At 66.2% G+C, this 18,386-nt stretch carries 15 protein-coding genes; 5 read left to right on the top strand and 10 right to left on the bottom strand.

Annotated elements, in window-relative coordinates:
- Positions 1 to 2 precede the first annotated feature (2 nt).
- Positions 3 to 539, top strand: coding sequence for a winged helix DNA-binding protein (locus RM463_RS07130; RefSeq protein WP_311429549.1), 537 nt, complete (start codon positions 3 to 5; stop codon positions 537 to 539).
- Between the two features lie 358 nt (positions 540 to 897).
- Here the strand turns inward: RM463_RS07130 and RM463_RS07125 are convergent, their stop codons facing one another.
- From RM463_RS07125 to RM463_RS07085, 9 genes are all read right to left on the bottom strand, one after another.
- A complete protein-coding gene (locus tag RM463_RS07125) occupies positions 898 to 1,698 on the bottom strand; it encodes a hypothetical protein (protein WP_311429548.1) in 801 nt (266 codons plus the stop codon).
- A gap of 46 nt (positions 1,699 to 1,744) precedes the next feature.
- A complete protein-coding gene (locus RM463_RS07120) occupies positions 1,745 to 3,592 on the bottom strand; it encodes a protein kinase domain-containing protein (RefSeq protein WP_311429547.1) in 1,848 nt (615 codons plus the stop codon).
- Between the two features lie 270 nt (positions 3,593 to 3,862).
- On the bottom strand, positions 3,863 to 5,542 hold the full coding sequence (locus RM463_RS07115; protein WP_311429546.1) for a dihydrolipoyllysine-residue acetyltransferase: 1,680 nt from the start codon (positions 5,540 to 5,542) through the stop codon (positions 3,863 to 3,865).
- Positions 5,543 to 5,580: 38 nt separating this feature from the next.
- Positions 5,581 to 6,558, bottom strand: a complete 978-nt coding sequence (locus RM463_RS07110; protein WP_311429545.1) for a transketolase C-terminal domain-containing protein — start codon at positions 6,556 to 6,558, stop codon at positions 5,581 to 5,583.
- Position 6,559: 1 nt separating this feature from the next.
- The gene (locus RM463_RS07105) at positions 6,560 to 7,783 is read right to left on the bottom strand and encodes a thiamine pyrophosphate-dependent dehydrogenase E1 component subunit alpha (protein WP_311429544.1); all 1,224 of its coding nucleotides are present in this window, start codon (positions 7,781 to 7,783) and stop codon (positions 6,560 to 6,562) included.
- 167 nt (positions 7,784 to 7,950) lie between these two features.
- Positions 7,951 to 8,682, bottom strand: a complete 732-nt coding sequence (locus tag RM463_RS07100) for an ABC transporter permease (RefSeq protein ID WP_311429543.1) — start codon at positions 8,680 to 8,682, stop codon at positions 7,951 to 7,953.
- Positions 8,679 to 9,635 carry an ABC transporter ATP-binding protein gene (locus RM463_RS07095; protein ID WP_311429542.1) on the bottom strand — a complete coding sequence of 319 codons (957 nt, stop codon included), beginning with the start codon at positions 9,633 to 9,635 and terminating at the stop codon, positions 8,679 to 8,681. The genes RM463_RS07100 and RM463_RS07095 overlap by 4 nt, the downstream gene beginning before the upstream one ends.
- Positions 9,632 to 10,813: an ABC transporter permease gene (locus RM463_RS07090; RefSeq protein WP_311429541.1), complete on the bottom strand. Its 1,182-nt coding sequence runs from the start codon at positions 10,811 to 10,813 to the stop codon at positions 9,632 to 9,634. The genes RM463_RS07095 and RM463_RS07090 overlap by 4 nt, the downstream gene beginning before the upstream one ends.
- A 4-nt stretch (positions 10,814 to 10,817) precedes the next feature.
- Positions 10,818 to 11,729, bottom strand: coding sequence for an ABC transporter substrate-binding protein (locus tag RM463_RS07085; protein ID WP_311429540.1), 912 nt, complete (start codon positions 11,727 to 11,729; stop codon positions 10,818 to 10,820).
- A 361-nt stretch (positions 11,730 to 12,090) separates the two neighbouring features.
- On the opposite strand from RM463_RS07085, the gene RM463_RS07080 reads away from it, so the two are divergent.
- Entirely contained in the window at positions 12,091 to 13,062 is a 972-nt protein-coding gene (locus RM463_RS07080; protein ID WP_311429539.1) for a DUF1853 family protein, read from the top strand.
- 30 nt (positions 13,063 to 13,092) lie between these two features.
- Here the strand turns inward: RM463_RS07080 and RM463_RS07075 are convergent, their stop codons facing one another.
- Positions 13,093 to 13,419 (bottom strand): cytochrome c, encoded by a 327-nt coding sequence (locus RM463_RS07075; RefSeq protein WP_311429538.1) that lies wholly within the window; start codon positions 13,417 to 13,419, stop codon positions 13,093 to 13,095.
- Between the two features lie 419 nt (positions 13,420 to 13,838).
- Between RM463_RS07075 and RM463_RS07070 the strand changes: the two genes are divergently transcribed.
- Genes RM463_RS07070 through RM463_RS07060 form a run of 3 tightly spaced genes read left to right on the top strand, consistent with a single transcriptional unit; the run spans position 13,839 to position 18,358 of the window.
- A complete protein-coding gene (locus RM463_RS07070; protein WP_311429537.1) occupies positions 13,839 to 16,610 on the top strand; it encodes a molybdopterin-dependent oxidoreductase in 2,772 nt (923 codons plus the stop codon).
- Between the two features lie 12 nt (positions 16,611 to 16,622).
- Positions 16,623 to 17,603, top strand: a complete 981-nt coding sequence (locus tag RM463_RS07065) for a 4Fe-4S dicluster domain-containing protein (protein WP_311429536.1) — start codon at positions 16,623 to 16,625, stop codon at positions 17,601 to 17,603.
- A 14-nt stretch (positions 17,604 to 17,617) separates the two neighbouring features.
- Entirely contained in the window at positions 17,618 to 18,358 is a 741-nt protein-coding gene (locus tag RM463_RS07060) for a molecular chaperone TorD family protein (protein ID WP_311429535.1), read from the top strand.
- The last annotated feature ends 28 nt before the right edge of the window (positions 18,359 to 18,386 follow it).

Genomic DNA, 18,386 nt, shown 5'->3' with positions numbered 1-18,386 from the left:
CCATGACAGACTCTACCGCCACCCGCCACAGGAGCCGCGTCAGCGGCCCCATCGTCTCCTCGGAGCACCTCTCTCATCGGGCTCAGGAGCAGTCGGAGTTCGAGTTCGGCCTGATCATGGCCTCCCACGCCTTCACCCGCTGGATGGTGCGCTGCATGACCGCCGCCGGCTATCCGGAACTGGGCTCGCTGGACGTACTGGTGCTGCATAGCGTCAACCACCGCGAGCGAGCCAAGCGCCTGGCGGACATCTGCCTGGTGCTCAATGTGGAGGACAGCCACACCGTGACCTATGCCCTCAAGAAGCTGGCCAAGCATGAGCTGGTGCAGGGCGAGAAGCACGGCAAGGAGACCTTCTTCCGGACCACCGAACTCGGGCGCGGCACCTGCCAGCGCTATGCCGAGATTCGCGAGGACTGCCTGATCGAGTCGCTCTCCTCGCTTGGTATCGAGCCCGAGGAGACGAGTCGCCTGGCCAGCATGCTGCGGGCGATGTCGGGGATCTATGACCAGGCCGCCCGGGCGGCGGCCTCCCTGTAGCCCTCTGGTAGTGCTCCAGGACTATCGCTAACAGAAACCTCGCCGAGATATCACAGATGGCTTGGTCGCTGGCTCTAGCTCGGGGCTAACCTGGTGACAAGCCCCGGAGCGCCGGACCGACGAGGGGGCGCTGTGAACCCCTCCATGGGCGCTACCGACGCCCTGCGGCGCTTTCGCGTCCCGCTCCGCTTGCAGGTCCGGTGCTGGCCATCCATGGCCAGCCCGTTCGAAGCAGTGCTTCTCACCCCTGACGTAGGCCCCCCTCTTCGGCTTATCCCCAGCGCCCCTTGGTTCGGTACCTGAGCAACCTCAAAGGCAGAGCCGACTGCGATTGATTCTGGAGTAGCCCAGGGATGACTCAGGCCGCCTCGCGGGCGTAGAGCCGCCGCGCTCGCCACAGGCTGAACATGAAGAGCAGCGCGCTGATGAGCATCGAGGCCGCCAGGGAGAACAGGAAGACCAGCATGCCCGGTAACTGCCCCACCCCGAGATAGCTGACGGTGCAGAAGGCGAGCAGGCTGAGCATTCCCCGCTGGGTCATGCTCACCGTCATGCGCGCGACCGAGGCCCCGTAGCGCTCATGCAGCGCCCAGGCAATCGTCAGGATGCCGGCGGGGAACCCCATGATCACCCCGGAAAACTCGGGCCCCGCCCGGGCCCCCAGGGTGGTCGCCAGACTCACCACCCCGCCGGCCAACAGGCCGCGCAGCAGCAGGTCGAGCCAGCCAGAGCTCGCCACCACCACCGGCTGCCCCAACCTGAGCCAGCGATTGATCCCCTCGGCCACCACCAGCACCGCCAGATAGGTGCCGAGCGCCCACGCCAGGCCCCCGGGGAGGTGCAGCGCGAGTAGCGCCGCCGGCAACCACACCAGGCAGGACAGCCCCAGGCTCCTGAGGGCCGAGAGCCGCTCGGCGGTGATCACGAAGCAGATGGTGAACAGCAGGGTCGCCACCAGGGCATGCAGGGTCGAGAGCACCGCCTCCTGCACGAAGGCCGGTGCCTGCTCACGCAGGATGAAGAAGTAGCCCGGCCCCAGGATCACCGGGGTGCCGGCGAGAATCCCGCCGAGACGCGGCCCTACCCGCGCCACCGCCAGGGCCACCAGGATCACGATGCCGGCGGTGGCCAGCAACTTGAACAACATCGGCTGCAGCATGGGCCGCATCACCTCCCTGTGACAGGTGCAGAAATGAGGCCTGATGCTATCCGCTTTCCCGCAGAGGCGACAGCTCGGCCACCTGGCGCGGATTGCGCGGATAGAAGCGCTCCGGCTGGGACTCCACATGCGGGAAGAATCGCGTGTCCTTGTAGGGCATCTTCATGAAGCCGGAGATTCCGAGGCCTTCGATCAACCCCACCGCGGCCAGAATATCCTCCAGGCGCTGACGAAACTCCGCCTCGCGGGAGGGGTCCAGCAGCCGGTAGTAGCTGTGGATCTTGAGGTGGTGAGGCAGCGCCTCGAAGATGATCATGCCGGTATGGTGGATATCGTTGAGCGCCTCCAGCGAGACGATGATGGTCTCGGGCAGGACCAGAAACTCCTCCGGGTCGGGGCCATCCTCGAAGTAGCTATGCAGCCGGCTGCGATCCTCCAGCTCCGGTACCGCACTGACCTCATAGCGCAGCTGCATGGTGGGTTCGAGCACGAAGGGCCGGTCCGCCGCTTCCCGCTCCAGGTGCAGGGTGTCCCGGGCGTTGAACAGGCAGCTCTTGAAGATCCCCTGGCGATAGATGGCCCGGGCCAGGTTGACCATATTGTTCACCGCGGCGATAAAGGCGGGCTTGAGCGCCGGGTCATGCAGGTTCAGGGTGGTGTCGATATAGACCCCCTCGCGCTCCCAGCGTACCGCCAGCCCGCCCACCACCGGATAGCGGCCGAGGCGACTCACCGCGGCGAGAAATGCCTTCTCGGTCTCCCCCATGCCCTGCATGAAGTTCTTGTAGTAGCGGTCGAGCTGCACATCATTGACGTCGTTGAGGGTCTCGGCGACCCCCTCCTCGCGCAGGAAGGCCTTGCGCGAGCTGTAGACCACGGTGTCGATCTCGCGGCCGGAGGGGCGGGTCCAGACCGGCACCAGCGGCAGCTCCGCCGGCTCGGGCAGATCGATCATCACCGTGCGTGCCATGCGAGGCATCTCGCGGATAAAGTGATCGCCGGCCCTCATGCGCAGGCGAGGGTCGGGGTCGAGCATGCCGTCGAGCATGCGCGCGAACTCCACCGGCAGTCCCAGGGAGGTGGCCGGAATGGCGTGATGACCGAAGCGGCAGGACTGGGCCGAGGCCAGGGCATAGAGGGTGCCCGCGGCCCCCTGCTCATCGAAGCGCGGCGAGGAGAGCGCACCATTGAGCTGCTCGTCGCCGATAAAGTAGACGTCGCCCAGCCGGGCATTGGTCTGCTGAAGGTTGTCCGACATCAGCTCCATGACACTGGCGGCCACGAACTGCTGATTGGCATCGAGCTGGGCGAATACCGAGGAGCCCCAGTCGATCAGGGCGATGGTCTCGTCCCGGGCATCGAACACCAGGTTGGAAGGCTTGATATCGCCGTGGACGATCGGTTTGCCCGCCGGCCCCTTCTCCTGGCGCAGGTTGCGCAGGATATCGGCGAGCTGGTCGGCGATGCGCACGACCCGCCTGGGTGAGAGGCGCCCCTCGCGCAGGGAGACCTCCTCGAGGTTCCACCCCGGCGCCCGCTGCATCACCAGGATCGACTGGTTGCGCACTCGCTGGTAGGCGATCAACCCCGGCACCCGTGGATGGGCCACCTGCTCGAGCATAAAGGCCTCCTCCTCGAGGCGGTCCTGCAGATGCTGGGGCAGTGTGATCCGGGTGAACTTGAAGACGTACTGGTCACCCAGGGCGGTGATGCCGGCGAAGACGAAGCCATAGGCCCCCTTGCCGATCAGTTCGATCTCCCGGTAGCCCAGCTGCTCGAGCTGCTCCTGGCAGAGCGCCACCCACGCCTTGAGCTTGCGGGCATCATCCTGACTGAGCAGATAGACCGACTGCTCCTCGGGAATATAGAACTGCTGCAGCGGCGCCTGGGTCATGGGGGTACCTATGAATCACGGCTATGGAGCCAGCCCCTTGGGGGCTGACTCCTGAGGAAGCGAGGGGCGCTGGGGGCAAGCCGAAGAGGAGGTCCTACGCCAGGGGTGAGAAGCACTGCTTCGAACGGGCTGGCCATGGATGGCCAGCACCGGACCTGCAAGCGGAGCGGGACGCGAAAGCGCCGCAGGGCGTCGGTAGCGCCCAGGGAAGGGTTCACAGCGCCTCCTCGAAGGTTTGCCGCCAGATCAGCCCCGACTTCAGGTCATGCATCAACTCAAGTGGAGCAGCATGCTCTCGGGCTCTTCCAGATAGCCCTTCCAGGCATTACAGAAGCGCGCGATGGTGCCGCCATCGATGACCCGATGATCCCCCGCCCAGGTCACCGTCATGATCGCCCGCTTGACCACGCGATCCTCGGCATCGAAGCGTGGCAGCCACTGGGTCTTGCCGATGGCGACGATGGCCAGCTCCGGGGCGTTGATGATGGGCGCGGCATAGGTCCCGCCCAGGGCGCCGATATTGGAGATGCTGATGGTGCCGTTACGCAGATCCTCCTGGGCCACCTTGCCCGACCTGGCCGCCTCGGTGAGGCGCTGCACCTCGGCCGCCACCTCGAGCAGGCTGCGCCGCTCCACGCCCTTGACGTTGGGCACCAGCAGGCCGGTGCGGCTATCCACCGCCATGCCGACGTTGACCGACGGCAGGTAGTGGATCTCGCTGACATCGTCATTGAGCCGGGCGTTGAGGATCGGTGCCTCGCGCACCGCCAGTGCCATCGCCTTCATGAAGAAGGGCATCAGGGTCAGGCGCGCGCCCTCGGCCTGGGCCAGCGGCTTGAGGCGTTCACGCAGGGCCAGCAGCGCGGTGACGTCGATCTCCTCGCCATACTGAAAGTGCGGAATGGTGCTGGCCGACTCCACCATGCGCCGGGCCATCACCGCACGCACGCCACGCAACGGCTCCACCCGCACCTCCCCCTGGGAGGGTGTCGAAGGCGCCGCCGAGGCGGGCGCCGTCGCCCGGGAAGCCGCGGTCCCCTTCTCGCCGGAGGCGCTCGCCGCGCCCTGCTCAAGCCCGCCCTGCTCAAGATAGTTGAGCACATCCTCCTTGAGCACTCGTCCCTGCTTGCCGCTGCCGGGCACCGCCTCCAGGGAGAGGTCATGCTCGCGCAGCAGGCGACGCACCGCCGGCGCGGCGGGAATGCGTCCATAGGGGCCCTGGCCCCGCACGCCCTCGGGGCCGCCGGACGACGCCTCGCGCTCCGGGGCCCGCTCGGCGGTGGCCGCCGGGGTTGACGGCTGCTCGGCCGCAGCACCGCTCTCCTCCTCCTCGCCGACGCCCGCCTCCGGCGTGTAGGCGTAGAGCGGTGCATGGACCCTGGCGATCTCGCCCTGGGCCACATGCAGCCTGCTCATCACCCCCGCCTCGGGCGCGGTGATCTCGACCAGCGCCTTGTCGGTCATCACATCGACCACCGGCTGGTCCTCGGCGATGGTCTCCCCCTCCTGGATGCGCCACTCCACCACCTCGCACTCGACGATCCCCTCGCCGATATCGGGCAGGATAAAGTCCTTCGTCGCCCGCCCCCGGGACGCGGAGGCCGAGTCAGGAGTGGATGATGCCGCAGTGGACGCTGCCGCGGTGGACGCCGCTGGCGCCGACGCCTCTTCTGCTGGCGCGCCACCTGCCGCTGCCGTCTCCGTCGCATCGGCACCCTCCGCCTCATAGGCGAACAGCGGGGCATGCACCTTGGCAATCTCCCCCTGGGGCACATGCAGGCGGGTGATGCGTCCGGCCTCGGGGGCGGTGATCTCGACCAGCGCCTTGTCGGTCATCACCTCGACCACCGGCTGGTCCTCCTCGATCACGTCGCCCTCGGCCACGCGCCACTCCACCACCTCGCACTCCACGATACCTTCACCGATATCGGGCAACATGAAATCGCTCATCTCGTCGTCTCCTCGACTGGTCGCTTCCGATATCGGCGTCAAAAGGCCACGCTGGCCTTGATCGCCTCGAACACCTTCAGGTGATCCGCCAGATACTCCTTCTCCAGGGTCAGCGGGAAGGGGGTATCCATGCCGGTCACCCGGGCGATGGGCGCTTCCAGGTAGAGGAAACAGCGCTCCTGCACGGTCGCGGCGACTTCGCCGGCGAAGCCACCGGTCAGCGGGGCCTCATGGGTGATCACCAGGCGACCGGTCTTGAGCACCGACTCCACCACGCTGTCCTGGTCCCAGGGCAGAATGGAGCGCAGGTCGATCACCTCGCAGGAGATCCCCTCCTTCTCGGCAAGCTCCACGGCACGCTCGATCACCTCCATCTGCGCCCCCCAGCCGAGCACGGTGACGTCGCTACCCTCCCGGGTCACCTCCGCCTCGCCGATCGGCAGCTGGTAGTCCTCCTCGGGCACCTCGCCGGTGGAGGCGCGATAGAGGCGCTTGGGCTCGAAGAAGAGGACCGGGTCGGGGTCACGGATCGCCGCCAGCAACAGGCCCTTGGCCTGGTAGGGGTTGCGCGGCACCACGATCTTGAGCCCTGGCGTATGCGCGAAGTAGGCCTCCGGGGACTGGGAGTGATAGAGCCCGCCGGAGATGCCGCCACCGTAGGGCGCACGTATGGTCAGGCCGCCCACATTGAAGAGATCACCGGAGCGGTAGCGGAACTTGGCCGTCTCGTTGACGATCTGGTCGAAGGCCGGAAAGATGTAATCGGCGAACTGGATCTCCGCCACCGGCACCGAGCCCTGGGCCGCCAGGCCGTTGGCGAAGCCGATGATGCCCTGCTCCACCAGCGGGGTATTGAAGCAGCGCGAACGGCCGTACTTCTCCTGCAGATGGCTGGTGGCACGGAAGACGCCACCGAAGATGCCGACGTCCTCACCGAAGCAGAGGACCCTGTCATCCTCCGCCATGGCGATATCGAGGGCGTTGTTGATCGCCTGCAGCATGTTGATTGTCGGCATCTCACTCCCCCTCCTGGGCGTGTGCGTCGCTGGCGTCATCACGCGCCTTTACATCCGGATCCAGGGAGCGCGCCCCCTTCGGATAGGCCTCGGGATACTGACGGATATGGCGCTTGAGCTGGTCGAGCTGACGCTGCAGCGTCGGCGTGACGTCGGCGTAGACATCGCTGACCAGGCTGTCCAGCGGAGGCGGCGGCCGCTTCTCGGCACGCTTCATCGTCTCGAGCACCTCGCGACGCAGCGACTCCTGGAGCGCCTTCTCCTCGTCGTCGTTCCACCAGCCCTGCCCGACCAGCCAGTGCTGCATGCGCAGGATCGGATCCTTCTCGCGCCAGGCCTCCTCCTCCTTCCTGGAGCGATAGCCGGAGGGGTCATCCGAGGAGGAGTGGGCCGCCAGGCGGTAGCTCATCGCCTCGATCAGCACCGGCTTGTTCTGCTCCACGGCGATGCGCCGCGCCTTGCGGGTCGCGGCGAGCACCGCCAGGATGTCGTTGCCGTCGACGCGAATCACATGCATGCGGTAGCCATAGGCCCGCGGCGCCACGCCATCGGCGGCGAACTGCTCGATGGAGGGCGTCGAGATCGCATAGCCATTGTTGCGACAAAAGAAGATGACCGGCGCCTCATGCACCGCCGCCATATTGAGCGCGGCGTGGAAGTCCCCTTCCGAGGCGGCGCCCTCCCCGAAGAAACAGAGCGTACAGAGCTCATCCCCGGCCAACTTCTGGCCATAGGCGTAGCCGGCCGCCTGGGGGATCTGGGTGGCCAGCGGCGAGGAGATGGTCATGTAGTGGAGCTTGCGTGAGCCGTAATGGATCGGCATCTGCCGACCCTTGCCATAATCGAGCTCGTTGCCGAACAGCTGGTTCATGAACTCGTCATAGCTGAAGCCGCGATAGACCAGCGCCCCCTGCTCACGGTACTGGGCCATGATCATGTCGGCATCATCCAGGGCCGCCGTGGCGCCGATCACCGCCGCTTCCTCGCCGGTGCACTGCATATAGAATGAGAGGCGTCCCTGGCGTTGAGCCGCCATCATGCGCTCATCGAGTACCCGGGTGGCCACCATGCTGTGGTAGATCTTGAGGGCCTGCTCGCGAGAGAGCTCGGGGGCCTCGCCCCCGTCATACAGGGTGCCGTCCTGCTTGAGCAGACGGAAGGTGGGAATCGAAAGCTCGTCGCCGGTGAGAAACGTCGGCGAATGGATCTCTTGTGTCGTTGTCATCTTGGCATCCTCTACCCCTTGTGGGGGTAGTGTTGTCGCTTGTCTCGACCCTCGCCAGGAGGATCACTCCCGTGGGATCAACGCAACCCAAGGTTGACGTTAACGTAACCTGACAAGAACCGACAGCCGTAAAGGATTCACCTTTGGTCGCATACAGCCAGACGATTTCACTGGCGACCTGACAAAAGACGGGCAAAAAAGCTATCTACTGTCAGCGCCAACAGACCGATCAACAAGGCCCCCTGAAGGATATAGGCGGTATTGCCATTGACGATGCCGGCGATGATCGGTGCGCCGAGATTGCTCGCCCCGACGGTCGCCCCCAGCGCCGCGGTGGCGATGTTCACGGTCACCGAGGTACGGATACCGGCCAGGATGACCGGCGCCGCCAGCGGCAACTCCACCTGCCATAGCCGCTGGGCGGCGCCCATGCCCATGCCCCGTGCGGCCTCCTCGACCCCCGGGTCGAGCCCCTCCAGGCCCGCCAGGGTGTTGCGCACGATCGGCAGCAGCCCGTAGAGCAGCAGCGCCACGATGATCGGCCAGGTGCCGAAGCCAAGCACCGGCACGGCCAGGGCCAGTACCGCCACCGGCGGAAAGGTCTGGCCCATGGAGGCGACCTGGGCCACCAGGGGCAGGAAGTCGCGCCCGGCGGGACGGGTCACCAGGATCGCCGCCCCGACGCCGATCACCACCGCCAGGCTGGAGGCGATCGCCACCACCTGCAGATGACGCAGCAGCAGGGTCAGCAGGTCGGCCTGGGGGTAGAGGACCCGGCGCGCCTCGGGCTCGCTCCAGCGCAGCAGCGGCTCGAGCCACTCGCCTCCCGTGGCCAGCGCCAGCAGCAGGACCAGCCAGGCGAGCGGCGCCGCCCAATGCTTGAGGCATCTCGAGATCACCTGTCACGACCCTCCGCGCGGGCGACGCCGACGATGCCGCGCAGCGAGATCTCCCCCACCGGCATGTCGTCGTCATCCACCACCGCCAGGCGCTCGACGCGTTCGCGGAACATCACCGCCAGGGCCTGGTGGAGGGTCGCCTCCCGGGCGACCCTGGCCTGGGGCAGCAGCCGCGGCGACAGGGGGCGCATGCGCTCGACGACCGGCGTGATGGCCGCCTCCTTGAGGCCCCGATCATCGCCCCCCAGCAGCGACGCCACGAAGTCATCGGCCGGCGCCCGCAACAGCTCGAGTGGACTGCCCTGCTGGACGATGCGCCCCGCCTTCATGACCACCAGGCGGTCGGCCAGGGCCAGGGCCTCATCCATGTCGTGGGTCACGAAGACGATGGTCTTCTGCAGGCGTGCCTGCAGGTCGTGCAGTTCGACCTGCAGCCCCTCCCGGGTGATCGGGTCCAGGGCGCCGAAGGGCTCATCCATCAGCAGGATATCGGGGTCCGCCGCCAGTGCCCTGGCCACCCCCACGCGCTGGGCCTGGCCGCCGGAGAGCTGGGCCGGATACTTGTCGGCGAACTGCTCGACCGGCAGGCCGAGCAGCGCCATCAACTCCTCGACGCGCTCGTTGACCCGGGCGGCCGGCCACTTGAGCAGCCGCGGCACCAGGCCGATATTGCGGGCCACGCTCCAGTGGGGAAAAAGCCCCGTGCTCTGGATTGCATAGCCGATCCGCCGGCGTAGCACTCGGCCATCGAACTCGCGGATGGGGCGGCCATCGATATGGATCTCGCCCCCATCATGCTCGATCAGCCGGTTGATCATGCGCAGGGTGGTGGACTTGCCGCACCCCGAGGTGCCCACCAGGGCACATAGCTCGCCTCGATTCACCGTCAGCGAGATGGCGTCCACCGCCGTCTCGCTACCGAAGCGCTTGGTGACGCTCTTGAGTTCGATCATCCGATGGTTCCCGTGGTCTGGCCTGAGCGGTGATCCAGGCGCCGCGTCAGGGCGCCCAGCAGCGCATCGACGGCCAGGGCCATGACCAGGATCGGCATGGCGCCGAGCAGCACCAGATCCATGGCCGCCTGGCCCAGCCCCTGGAAGATAAAGGTGCCCAGGCCGCCGGCGCCGATCAATGCCGCCACGGCGGTCAGGCCGATCGCCTGGACGGTGGTGATCCGCACCCCCTCGAGCACCACCGGGAGCGCCAGGGGCAGGCGCACCTGGCGAAAGACCTGGCCGCGGCTCATGCCCATGCCGCGCGCCGCCTCGAGCACGCCGGGCTCCACCCCGGAGAGGGCGACGAAGGTGTTACGCACCATGGGCAGCAGGCTATAGCCAAGCAGCGCCAGGAAGGCGGGCGCCCAACCGATACCGCTGACGCCAAGCGCCGACAGCCAGTCGACGCGGGCCGACAGCCAGGCCAGGGGCGCCAGCAGCAGGCCGAACAGCGCCAGACTGGGAATGGTCTGCAAAAAGTTGAGCAGCGCAAAGCCGAGGCGCTCGACCCGCGGGCTCTGACGCATGGCCAGGGCGATGGCCGCGCCCAGCAGCAGGCTCATGCCCACGGCACCGCCCACCAGCAACAGATGCTGGATCAGGGCCTCGCCGAAGGCCTCTCCTCGCCCCTCGAGCTCCTGTCGGAGCGCCAGCGACTCGAGCCCCTTGCCGGCCAGCCACCAGCCGGCCAGCACCGGCACGAACGACAGCGTCAGCTGCCAGCCGGCCAACGCCAGCCGGGTACGCAGCTCGATCAGCAACAGCGAGAGCCAGAACAGCATCAGCCACCAGGCGGCGCCGATCCCGACCCGGGCCTGGGGCAGCTCGGGGTCGAGATGTTGCTGCGCCATCAGCGCCAGCCATGACGGCAGGGCTGCCAACATCAGCAGGGTCAGGGCCAGCGCCACCCGATAGCCTGATCGCGTGGGACGCCAGGCCACCGCCAGCAGGCCCAGCAGCGGCAGGCAGCTCACCATCGCCAGTGGCCAGCCCACGGCCTGGGCAAGCGGATAGGCGGTGCCGGGCATGATGCGGTTGGGCGCGATGCTGCCCAGCGGCAGCCACAGCCAGATGACCAGCGCCGTCAACGTCAGCGACAGCACCACACGATTGATCGGCGCCTCCCTGCGCAGCACCCGCCTACTCCTCCAGCTGGGAGAGGAAGTCGGCGGCCACGTCGGCCGGAGGGCGCCCGTTCACCGCCACGTCCCCGTTGAGACGCTGCAGGGTGTCGAGATCCAGCGCCGCGAAGAGCGGTGCCAGCAGGTCATCGATCTCCGGCCACGCCTCGAGCACCTCGCTGCGCACCACGGGAGCCGGCTGGTAGATCGGCTGCACCCCCAGGGTGTCCTCCAGCACCACCAGATCCAGCGCCTTCAGGCCACCATCGGTGCCGTAGGTCATGGCGGCATTCACGCCGCTGGTCTGCTGGGCGGCGGCGCGCATGGTCGAGGCGGTATTGCCGCCGGAGAGCACCAGCAGCTGGTCGTCACCGAGCTCGAAGCCATAGGCCTCCTGGAAGGCGGGCAGGGCCTGCTCGGATTCGACGAACTCGGCGCTGGCGGCCAGCTTGAAGGTCTCGCCCTCCTCCAGATAGGTCGCCAGATCCTCCAGGGTGGTCAGGTCGTGGTCGCGTGCCAGCTCGCCCCGCACGCTGATCGCCCAGGTATTGTTGGCCGCCGCCGGCGCCAGCCATGTCAGGCCATTCTCGGCGTCCCGCTCGCGCACCGTCTCATAGGCGGCCTCGGGATCGTGCCAGACATCACTGCCGGTCATGTCGAAGAAGAAGGCGCCGTTGCCGGTGTACTCGGGATAGAGGTCGATCTCGCCGGCCAGCAGCGCCTCGCGCACGATGCTGGTGGCCCCCAGCTGCAGCCGCTCCTCCACCTCGACGCCGCCCGCCTCGAGGCGCTGGACGATCAACTCCCCCAGCACCGAGCCTTCGGTATCGATCTTGGAGGACACCGTAACCGGCTCCTGGGCCTGCAGCGGCGTGGCGCCGAGCGAAACGGCGGCGGCGATGGCGGCGAGGGAAAACAGGGAACGTTGCATGACGGAATACCACCTGACGGATCATGGATGTACCCTGAGTATAAGAAAACTCGGGAATACCTGCAGCACATCGCCGCCACCGCATAGGGCTATCGTAGATGGCAACATCGCTCAAGGCTGTTCCGGCGACAGGCCTTCAAGGGGGCGCTACGAGTACATCCTTGTAGGCTACCTCGGCCCTGCGGCGCTCTCGCGTCCCGCTCCGCTTGCAGGTCCGGTGCTGGCCATCCATGGCCAGCCCGTTCGGAGCAGTGCTCCTAACCCCTGGTCCTCGGACCCCCTCTCCGACCTGTCCCCGACGCCTTTCGCTATCACCTTATCGTTGACTGCGATAGCCCAAACCCACGCAGAGGAGGCTTCAATGCCTAATCCCCCGCAGCCCCTGCTGGATCGCTGCCACCACCCGCTGGTGCGCGACCTGGCGTGGCTGCTGCTGGCCCCCGACCTGATCGCCATGCCCTGGCCGGGACGCCCGAGCCGGGCGCTGCTGGGCCTGGAGGATGACGACCGTGCCGCCGACTGGCTGGATCAGCTGGAAGCCTGGCCGCGAGCGCTGGAGAGCCATGTGGGCGAGGCGCTGCAGGGGCGCATGGGGCTCTACCACGAGCGCCTCTGGCAGTTTCTGCTCGACACGGCACCGGGCACGGAGCTCCTGGCCCACAACCTGCCCATCCTCGACGGCAAGCTGACGCTCGGCGAGCTGGACCTGCTCTACCGGTGCCATGCCGAGGCGTCGATCACCCATCTCGAGGTGGCCATCAAGTTCTATCTCGGGCTGGAGGAAGGCCCGGGCGACGAACACGCCCAGGCCCGCTGGATCGGCCCCGGTGGCGCCGACAGCCTGGCCGGCAAGCGCGAGCACCTGCATCGCCACCAGCTGCGGATGACCGAGCGGCCCGAGACCCTCGATGCCATCAAGGCCACACTGGAACCATATGGCGACCGTGCAGGGGCGCTGCCGTGTCTGACCAGCCGGGTCGCCATGCCCGGCGTGCTCTTCACCCCCTGGCACCACCCCCTGCCGCCCCCGAGAGAGGCGACCCAGGACCACCTGCGGGGTCGCTGGCTGTACTGGCACGACTGGCATCGCTATCGCGACGGCCTGCCCCGCGGCACCCGGGGGCTCAGGCTTCACAAGCCGCACTGGCTTGCCCTGCCCCGGCCCGAGCACCTTCAGCCGCTTCGCGAACTGGAAGCCCAGCTTATCGCCTATTTCCGAACGCCTGCCCCGCCATTGCAGATCGCCCTGTGGCACCCCGAGGCCGGCTGGCGACGCCTGTTTATCGTCGCCGACGACTGGCCGCGCCAGATACCGCTGCCGCCAGGGGCATAAGGCAGGCACCCCCAGGGGGTGCCCGCCCCGTTACAGCGAGCTGTAATAGGCCGCCAGGTCGGCGATGTCCTGATCACTCAGGTTGGCCGCCTGGGGTGTCATCACCGCGGCCATGCCACCGGCACGCTGCCCCTCGCGATAGGCCTTGAGGGCGCTCTCCAGGTAGGTGGCGGACTGCCCCGCCAGGTTGGGGTAGATACCGGCGGTCCCCTGGCCCTCGGCATCATGGCAGGCCACGCAGTTAGCGATCTTCTCGCTTCCGGCCTGGGCATCGCCGGCGGCGCTGGCCGTGCCGGAGAACGCCACCACAGACAACAGCAGCACCACTGCCGAGCCTCTAACGCGCTTGTTGATCATCACCCTCTCCTCATCGTCTGACCGAATCATGGCGAGGTTCGCCACGAGGCCACTGTTTAGCGCCAGGGCTCCTTGTATACAAGACGCTCTCCCCTCATGGCACCGTTTTATTGATGCACATCAACCATACCTGAGATCACGCTGTGCCAGGGCCGTTTTGCGCTAGCCCACCGGTATACGACGTCTATAATTCGAGGCGACCTGATTAGCCAAGGTGGCCGACAACACCAACCATTTTCCCTGACAGACCGCACTCCTCCTGGCACGACACCCGCTCCTGCTCCGGTGTAACGCGGTACCGGCCACCCGGCTTGCTAAACATCAGTTCTTGATCAGTCAACGTTAATAAATGCCGTGCTATGTGCTTCATCGCTGCTGCGGTTCCACGGCGGGCGATGGCCCTTGATGAGGAGAGAACCATGGGGATGTGGAAGCTTAAGCGTCGCGATTTCCTGAAGGGGCTGGGAATCACCGGCACCGGTGCCATGCTCAGCGGCAATGTCTGGGCACTCAACCGGCTAGAGCCTATCAACGACACCCTGGCCACCGAATACCCCTACCGCGGCTGGGAAGATCTCTACCGCAATGAGTGGACCTGGGATAGCGTCGGTCACGCGGCCCACTGCATCAACTGCATGGGCAACTGCGCCTGGAACGTCTACGTGAAGGATGGCATCGTCATTCGCGAGGAGCAGATCGCCAAGTACCCCCAGGTCAACCCCAACATTCCCGACGCCAACCCGCGGGGCTGTCAGAAGGGTGCCATCCACTCCACCGCCATGTATGAGGCCGACCGCCTGCGCTATCCGCTCAAGCGCGCCGGCGAGCGCGGCGAAGGCAAGTGGCAGCGCATCTCCTGGGACCAGGCCACCGAGGAGATCGCCGACAAGATCATCGATATCTTCGAGAAGCATGGCCCCGGCAAGCTCAAGACTCACCAGGGATCCGGCAACCAGACCATGGTGCGTCAGTCCGGGCCGGCCCGCTTCGCCGCCCTGGTGGGCGGTATCCAGCTCGACGGCTTCACCGTGGTGGGTGACCTGCTGACCGGCGCTCACCTGGCCTACGGCAATCCGCTGGAGAGCTTCACCTCGGACGCCTGGTTCGATGCCGACTACATCATGCTCGGCATGATCAACCCCAACGCCACCCGCATCCCCGACGCCCATTATATCTGGGAGGCCAAGTACAACGGCGCACGCATCACCAGCACCGCACCGGACTACAACCCCAGCGCCATTCACACCGACCTGTGGATGCCGATCAACCAGGGCACCGATCCGTTCCTGGCGATGTCGTTTGTCAACGTCATCATCGAGGAGCGGCTCTACAAGCCGGCCTTCATGAAGGAGCAGACCGACCTGCCGATGCTGGTGCGCCTCGACGACGGCCAGCTGCTACGCGAAAAGGACCTGATGGAGGGTGGCTCCGACGAGGTGTTCTACCACTGGGACCTGAACAGCGGCCAGGCGGTGAAGGCCAGGGGCTCCATGGGGGATGATGACAAGACCCTGAAGCTGGGTGACGTGGACCCGGCCATCGAGGGCGAGTTCGAGGTCGATGGCATCGCGGTCACCACGGTATTCGAGCAGGTCAAGCGCGAGGCGGCCAAGTTCACCCCCGAGTCGACCTTCGAGACCACCAATATCCACCCCGATGTCGTTCGCCAGGAGGCCCGCCATCTGGCCAAGGCTCACAAGGCGATCATCATGCTCGGCTATATCACGTCGAGCTACTCCAACTGCCTCTACACCTGCTGGGGCTATGCGCTGACGCTGGCACTGACCGGCCATGGCGGTCGCACCGGCGGCCTCGATACCTCCTGGGTGGTGTGGAACCACCCGCGCTGGACGGAGCTGGCCGGTTTCGAAGGCAAGAAATCGGCCCGCCTGGAACCCGGTGGCCTGGGCGAGTTCCTGCGTGGCGGCATGATGGAAGGCGCCCGCAATCACTTCGATAACGCCAAGCTCAAGGAGCGCGTCGGCTTCGATCTCGATGAGATGGAAGAGATGATGAACGAGTCCATCGAGAAGGGCTGGATGCCCTACCATGGCGAAATCAAGGGCATGATCTCCATTGCGGACAACACCTTCCGCCGCAACAAGATGTCCCACAAGTACCGCGAGGAGCACCTGCGCCAGGCGGAAGAGCTGTACGTGAACATCAACGTGCGCATGGACTCCACCGCCGAGTGGGCAGACTATGTGCTGCCGGCGGCCAGCCACTATGAGGCATGGGATATCCGCACCCAGGGGTACCACCGCTTCGCCAACGTCTTTACCCGCTCTGTTCCCCCGGTCGGCGAGTCAAAGCCGGACTGGGACATCATGGCACTGCTGACCAAGAAGATTCAGGAGCGCGCCATCGCGCGTGGCATCGGCCCGATCCAGGATGGTGACGTGACCCGCGACCTGCACACCATTCATGATGACTTTACCCGCCAGGGCACGCTGAACACGGATTACGACGTGCTCAAGCACATCATCGAGGACTCCCCCGAATTCGGTGGCGTGAGCCTGGAAGAGGCCGCCGAGCGGGGCTTTATCGTGATGAACGAACACGCGGGGCTGAATCAGCCGCTCGAGGCGGACAGGGCCTACGACCCCTTCACCGCCCAGACCGAAGGCAAGAAACCCTACGACACCCTGACCGGTCGCATCACCTTCTACTGCGATCACCCCTGGTTCAAGAAGCTGGAGTCGACCGTACCCACGGCGCGCCTGTTCGCGGGCCCCGAGGCCTCCAACTACCCGTTGAAGTTCTACTCGCCACACTCCCGCTGGGCGATTCACTCCAACTGGCGCAGCAACAAGTATCTGCTTCGCCTGCAGCGCGGCGAGCCCAATATCTATATCAACCCCAGGCTGGCCGAGCAGAAAGGGATCAAGGACGGTGACACGGTGCGGCTGTTCAACGGCAACGGTGACTTCTTTGCCCAGGCCAAGTTCTACCCGAGCCTTCCGCCAGACTCGATCATGATGGAGCACGGCTGGGAGCCGCATCAGTATATTCATCGCCGCAACATGAACGTTTCCCACGCCGTGTTTCTGCAGCCGCTGGAGCTGGCGGGTGGCTGGGGACACCTGAAGTTCATCTATGCCATGTGGAATGCCAACCAGCATATCCATGAGTCCAGCTACGACATCGAGCTGGCCAAGGCCGAAGACATCGCTGACCCGCGGGCCGTTTAAGAGGAGATTGTCATGGCTGTCAAACGCCAACTCAGCATGGTGCTGGACCTGAACAAGTGCATCGGCTGCCACACCTGCTCCGCGGCCTGCAAGCTGATGTGGACCAACCGCAACGGTCGCGAATTCATGTACTGGAACAACGTGGAGACTCAGCCGGGGCTCGGCTACCCGCGGGACTATCAGAACATGGGCGGAGGCTTCGATGCCGATGGTGCCCTGCGCCTGGGCCGTCAGCCGAGCCAGGAGGATTACGGCATTCCCTGGGAGTACAACTACCAGGAAGCGCTGATGACCGGTACCGATCCCTGGCTGCGCCCCCACGTCAAGCCGACCTGGGGGGCCAACTGGGACGAGGACCGGGGCGAGGGCGACTACCCCAACAGCTACTACTTCTACCTGCCGCGCCTGTGCAACCACTGCGCCAACCCGGCCTGCCTGGCGGCCTGCTCGCGCAACGCCATCTACAAGCGTCAGGAAGACGGCATCGTGCTGGTGGACCAGGAGCGCTGCCGCGGCTACCGCTACTGTGTCAACGCCTGCCCCTACAAGAAGATCTACTTCAACGAGCAGATCTCCAAGTCCGAGAAGTGCATCTTCTGCTATCCGCGTATCGAGAAGGGGCTGCCGACCGCCTGTGCCCAGCAATGCGTCGGCCGGATCCGCTGGATCGGGTATCGCGACGACGAGGAGGGGCCCATCCATCAGCTGGTCGAGAAGTACAAGGTCGCGCTGCCGCTGCACGCCGAATGGGGCACTCAGCCAAACGTCTTCTACGTGCCGCCCCTCTCCCCGTCCCGCTACGGTACCGATGGTCAGGAGCTGGATGAGTCGCGCATTCCTCTCAGTTACCTGGAGAGCCTGTTCGGTCCGCGTGTGGGTGAGGTGCTCGATACCCTGCAGGTGGAGCGCCAGGCGAAGGCCGAGGGACGCGAGAGCGAGCTGATGGATACCTTGATCGGCTACAAGCATGCCGAGATGTTCAAGCTGAGCTGAGACGAGGAGATCCCGTGAGCGCACCATCCCCTACCACACAGGCCGACGAGGCAGCGCAGCTGGTTGCCGCGGAGACGCTCTACCGTCTGGCCGCCGCGCTGTTTGGCTACCCGTTGGCCGAGACCCAGCAGGCGCTCGAGAGCGGGCGCCTGCGCGAGGCGCTGACACCCGCCTGGCAGACCCTGACCGGTGAACCCTGGCCGGAACTGCCGGCAAGCCCCGACCTGACCGCACTGGAGCTCGGCTATATGAGCACCTTCGTGCAGGGGCGGCGCGGCAAGCCACGGGTTCCGCTGGTGGCCAGCGCCTACCACGACCTGCTGAGCGGACAGACGCCGGGCAGCTTTCTGCTCAACGTGCAGGCCTTCTATCGCCACTTCGATCTGCAGGCCGCCCAGGGCGACGAGGGTCATGCCGATGAGCCCGATCACCTGGTGGCCATGCTCGAATTCGGCGCCCTGCTCTGCCATCTAGAGCACCAGGCGCTGCTGGCCGGGCGTGATACCGCGCCCTATCAACGCGCCCAGCGGGACTTTATCGCCCGCTATCTGGAACCGCTGCTGACGACCATTCAGGCGCGCTTCCATGCCGAGCGGGTCAGCGGGCTCGACCCGACACTGGCGCACCTGATCGAGGTGCTGCCCCGCTGGGCGAGCAACCAGCAGGCGGCGCTGGCATCCCGCGTCGGCCCCTGCCCGCCACCCCGCGGTGCCGAAGAACGTTCTGAACTCGATTCCGGCCCGATGTGGGGCTGACCAGGTAGCACGCACAAGGGCCTGTTCC

This window comes from Halomonas sp. LES1, assembly GCF_031846005.1.
Classification (GTDB): Bacteria; Pseudomonadota; Gammaproteobacteria; order Pseudomonadales; family Halomonadaceae; genus Halomonas.
Note: the sequence above shows the minus strand (reverse complement) of the source record. Positions and strands in the feature narration are given on the sequence as shown.

What these genes read in the sequence shown, in the direction of transcription:
- RM463_RS07130 (WP_311429549.1), top strand. Translation starts at nt 3, where the DNA reads ATGACAGACTCTACCGCCACCCGCCACAGGAGCCGCGTCAGCGGCCCC.
- RM463_RS07125 (WP_311429548.1), bottom strand. Translation starts at nt 1,698, where the DNA reads ATGCTGCAGCCGATGTTGTTCAAGTTGCTGGCCACCGCCGGCATCGTG.
- RM463_RS07120 (WP_311429547.1), bottom strand. Translation starts at nt 3,592, where the DNA reads ATGACCCAGGCGCCGCTGCAGCAGTTCTATATTCCCGAGGAGCAGTCG.
- RM463_RS07115 (WP_311429546.1), bottom strand. Translation starts at nt 5,542, where the DNA reads ATGAGCGATTTCATGTTGCCCGATATCGGTGAAGGTATCGTGGAGTGC.
- RM463_RS07110 (WP_311429545.1), bottom strand. Translation starts at nt 6,558, where the DNA reads ATGCCGACAATCAACATGCTGCAGGCGATCAACAACGCCCTCGATATC.
- RM463_RS07105 (WP_311429544.1), bottom strand. Translation starts at nt 7,783, where the DNA reads ATGACAACGACACAAGAGATCCATTCGCCGACGTTTCTCACCGGCGAC.
- RM463_RS07095 (WP_311429542.1), bottom strand. Translation starts at nt 9,635, where the DNA reads ATGATCGAACTCAAGAGCGTCACCAAGCGCTTCGGTAGCGAGACGGCG.
- RM463_RS07085 (WP_311429540.1), bottom strand. Translation starts at nt 11,729, where the DNA reads ATGCAACGTTCCCTGTTTTCCCTCGCCGCCATCGCCGCCGCCGTTTCG.
- RM463_RS07080 (WP_311429539.1), top strand. Translation starts at nt 12,091, where the DNA reads ATGCCTAATCCCCCGCAGCCCCTGCTGGATCGCTGCCACCACCCGCTG.
- RM463_RS07075 (WP_311429538.1), bottom strand. Translation starts at nt 13,419, where the DNA reads ATGATCAACAAGCGCGTTAGAGGCTCGGCAGTGGTGCTGCTGTTGTCT.
- RM463_RS07070 (WP_311429537.1), top strand. Translation starts at nt 13,839, where the DNA reads ATGGGGATGTGGAAGCTTAAGCGTCGCGATTTCCTGAAGGGGCTGGGA.
- RM463_RS07065 (WP_311429536.1), top strand. Translation starts at nt 16,623, where the DNA reads ATGGCTGTCAAACGCCAACTCAGCATGGTGCTGGACCTGAACAAGTGC.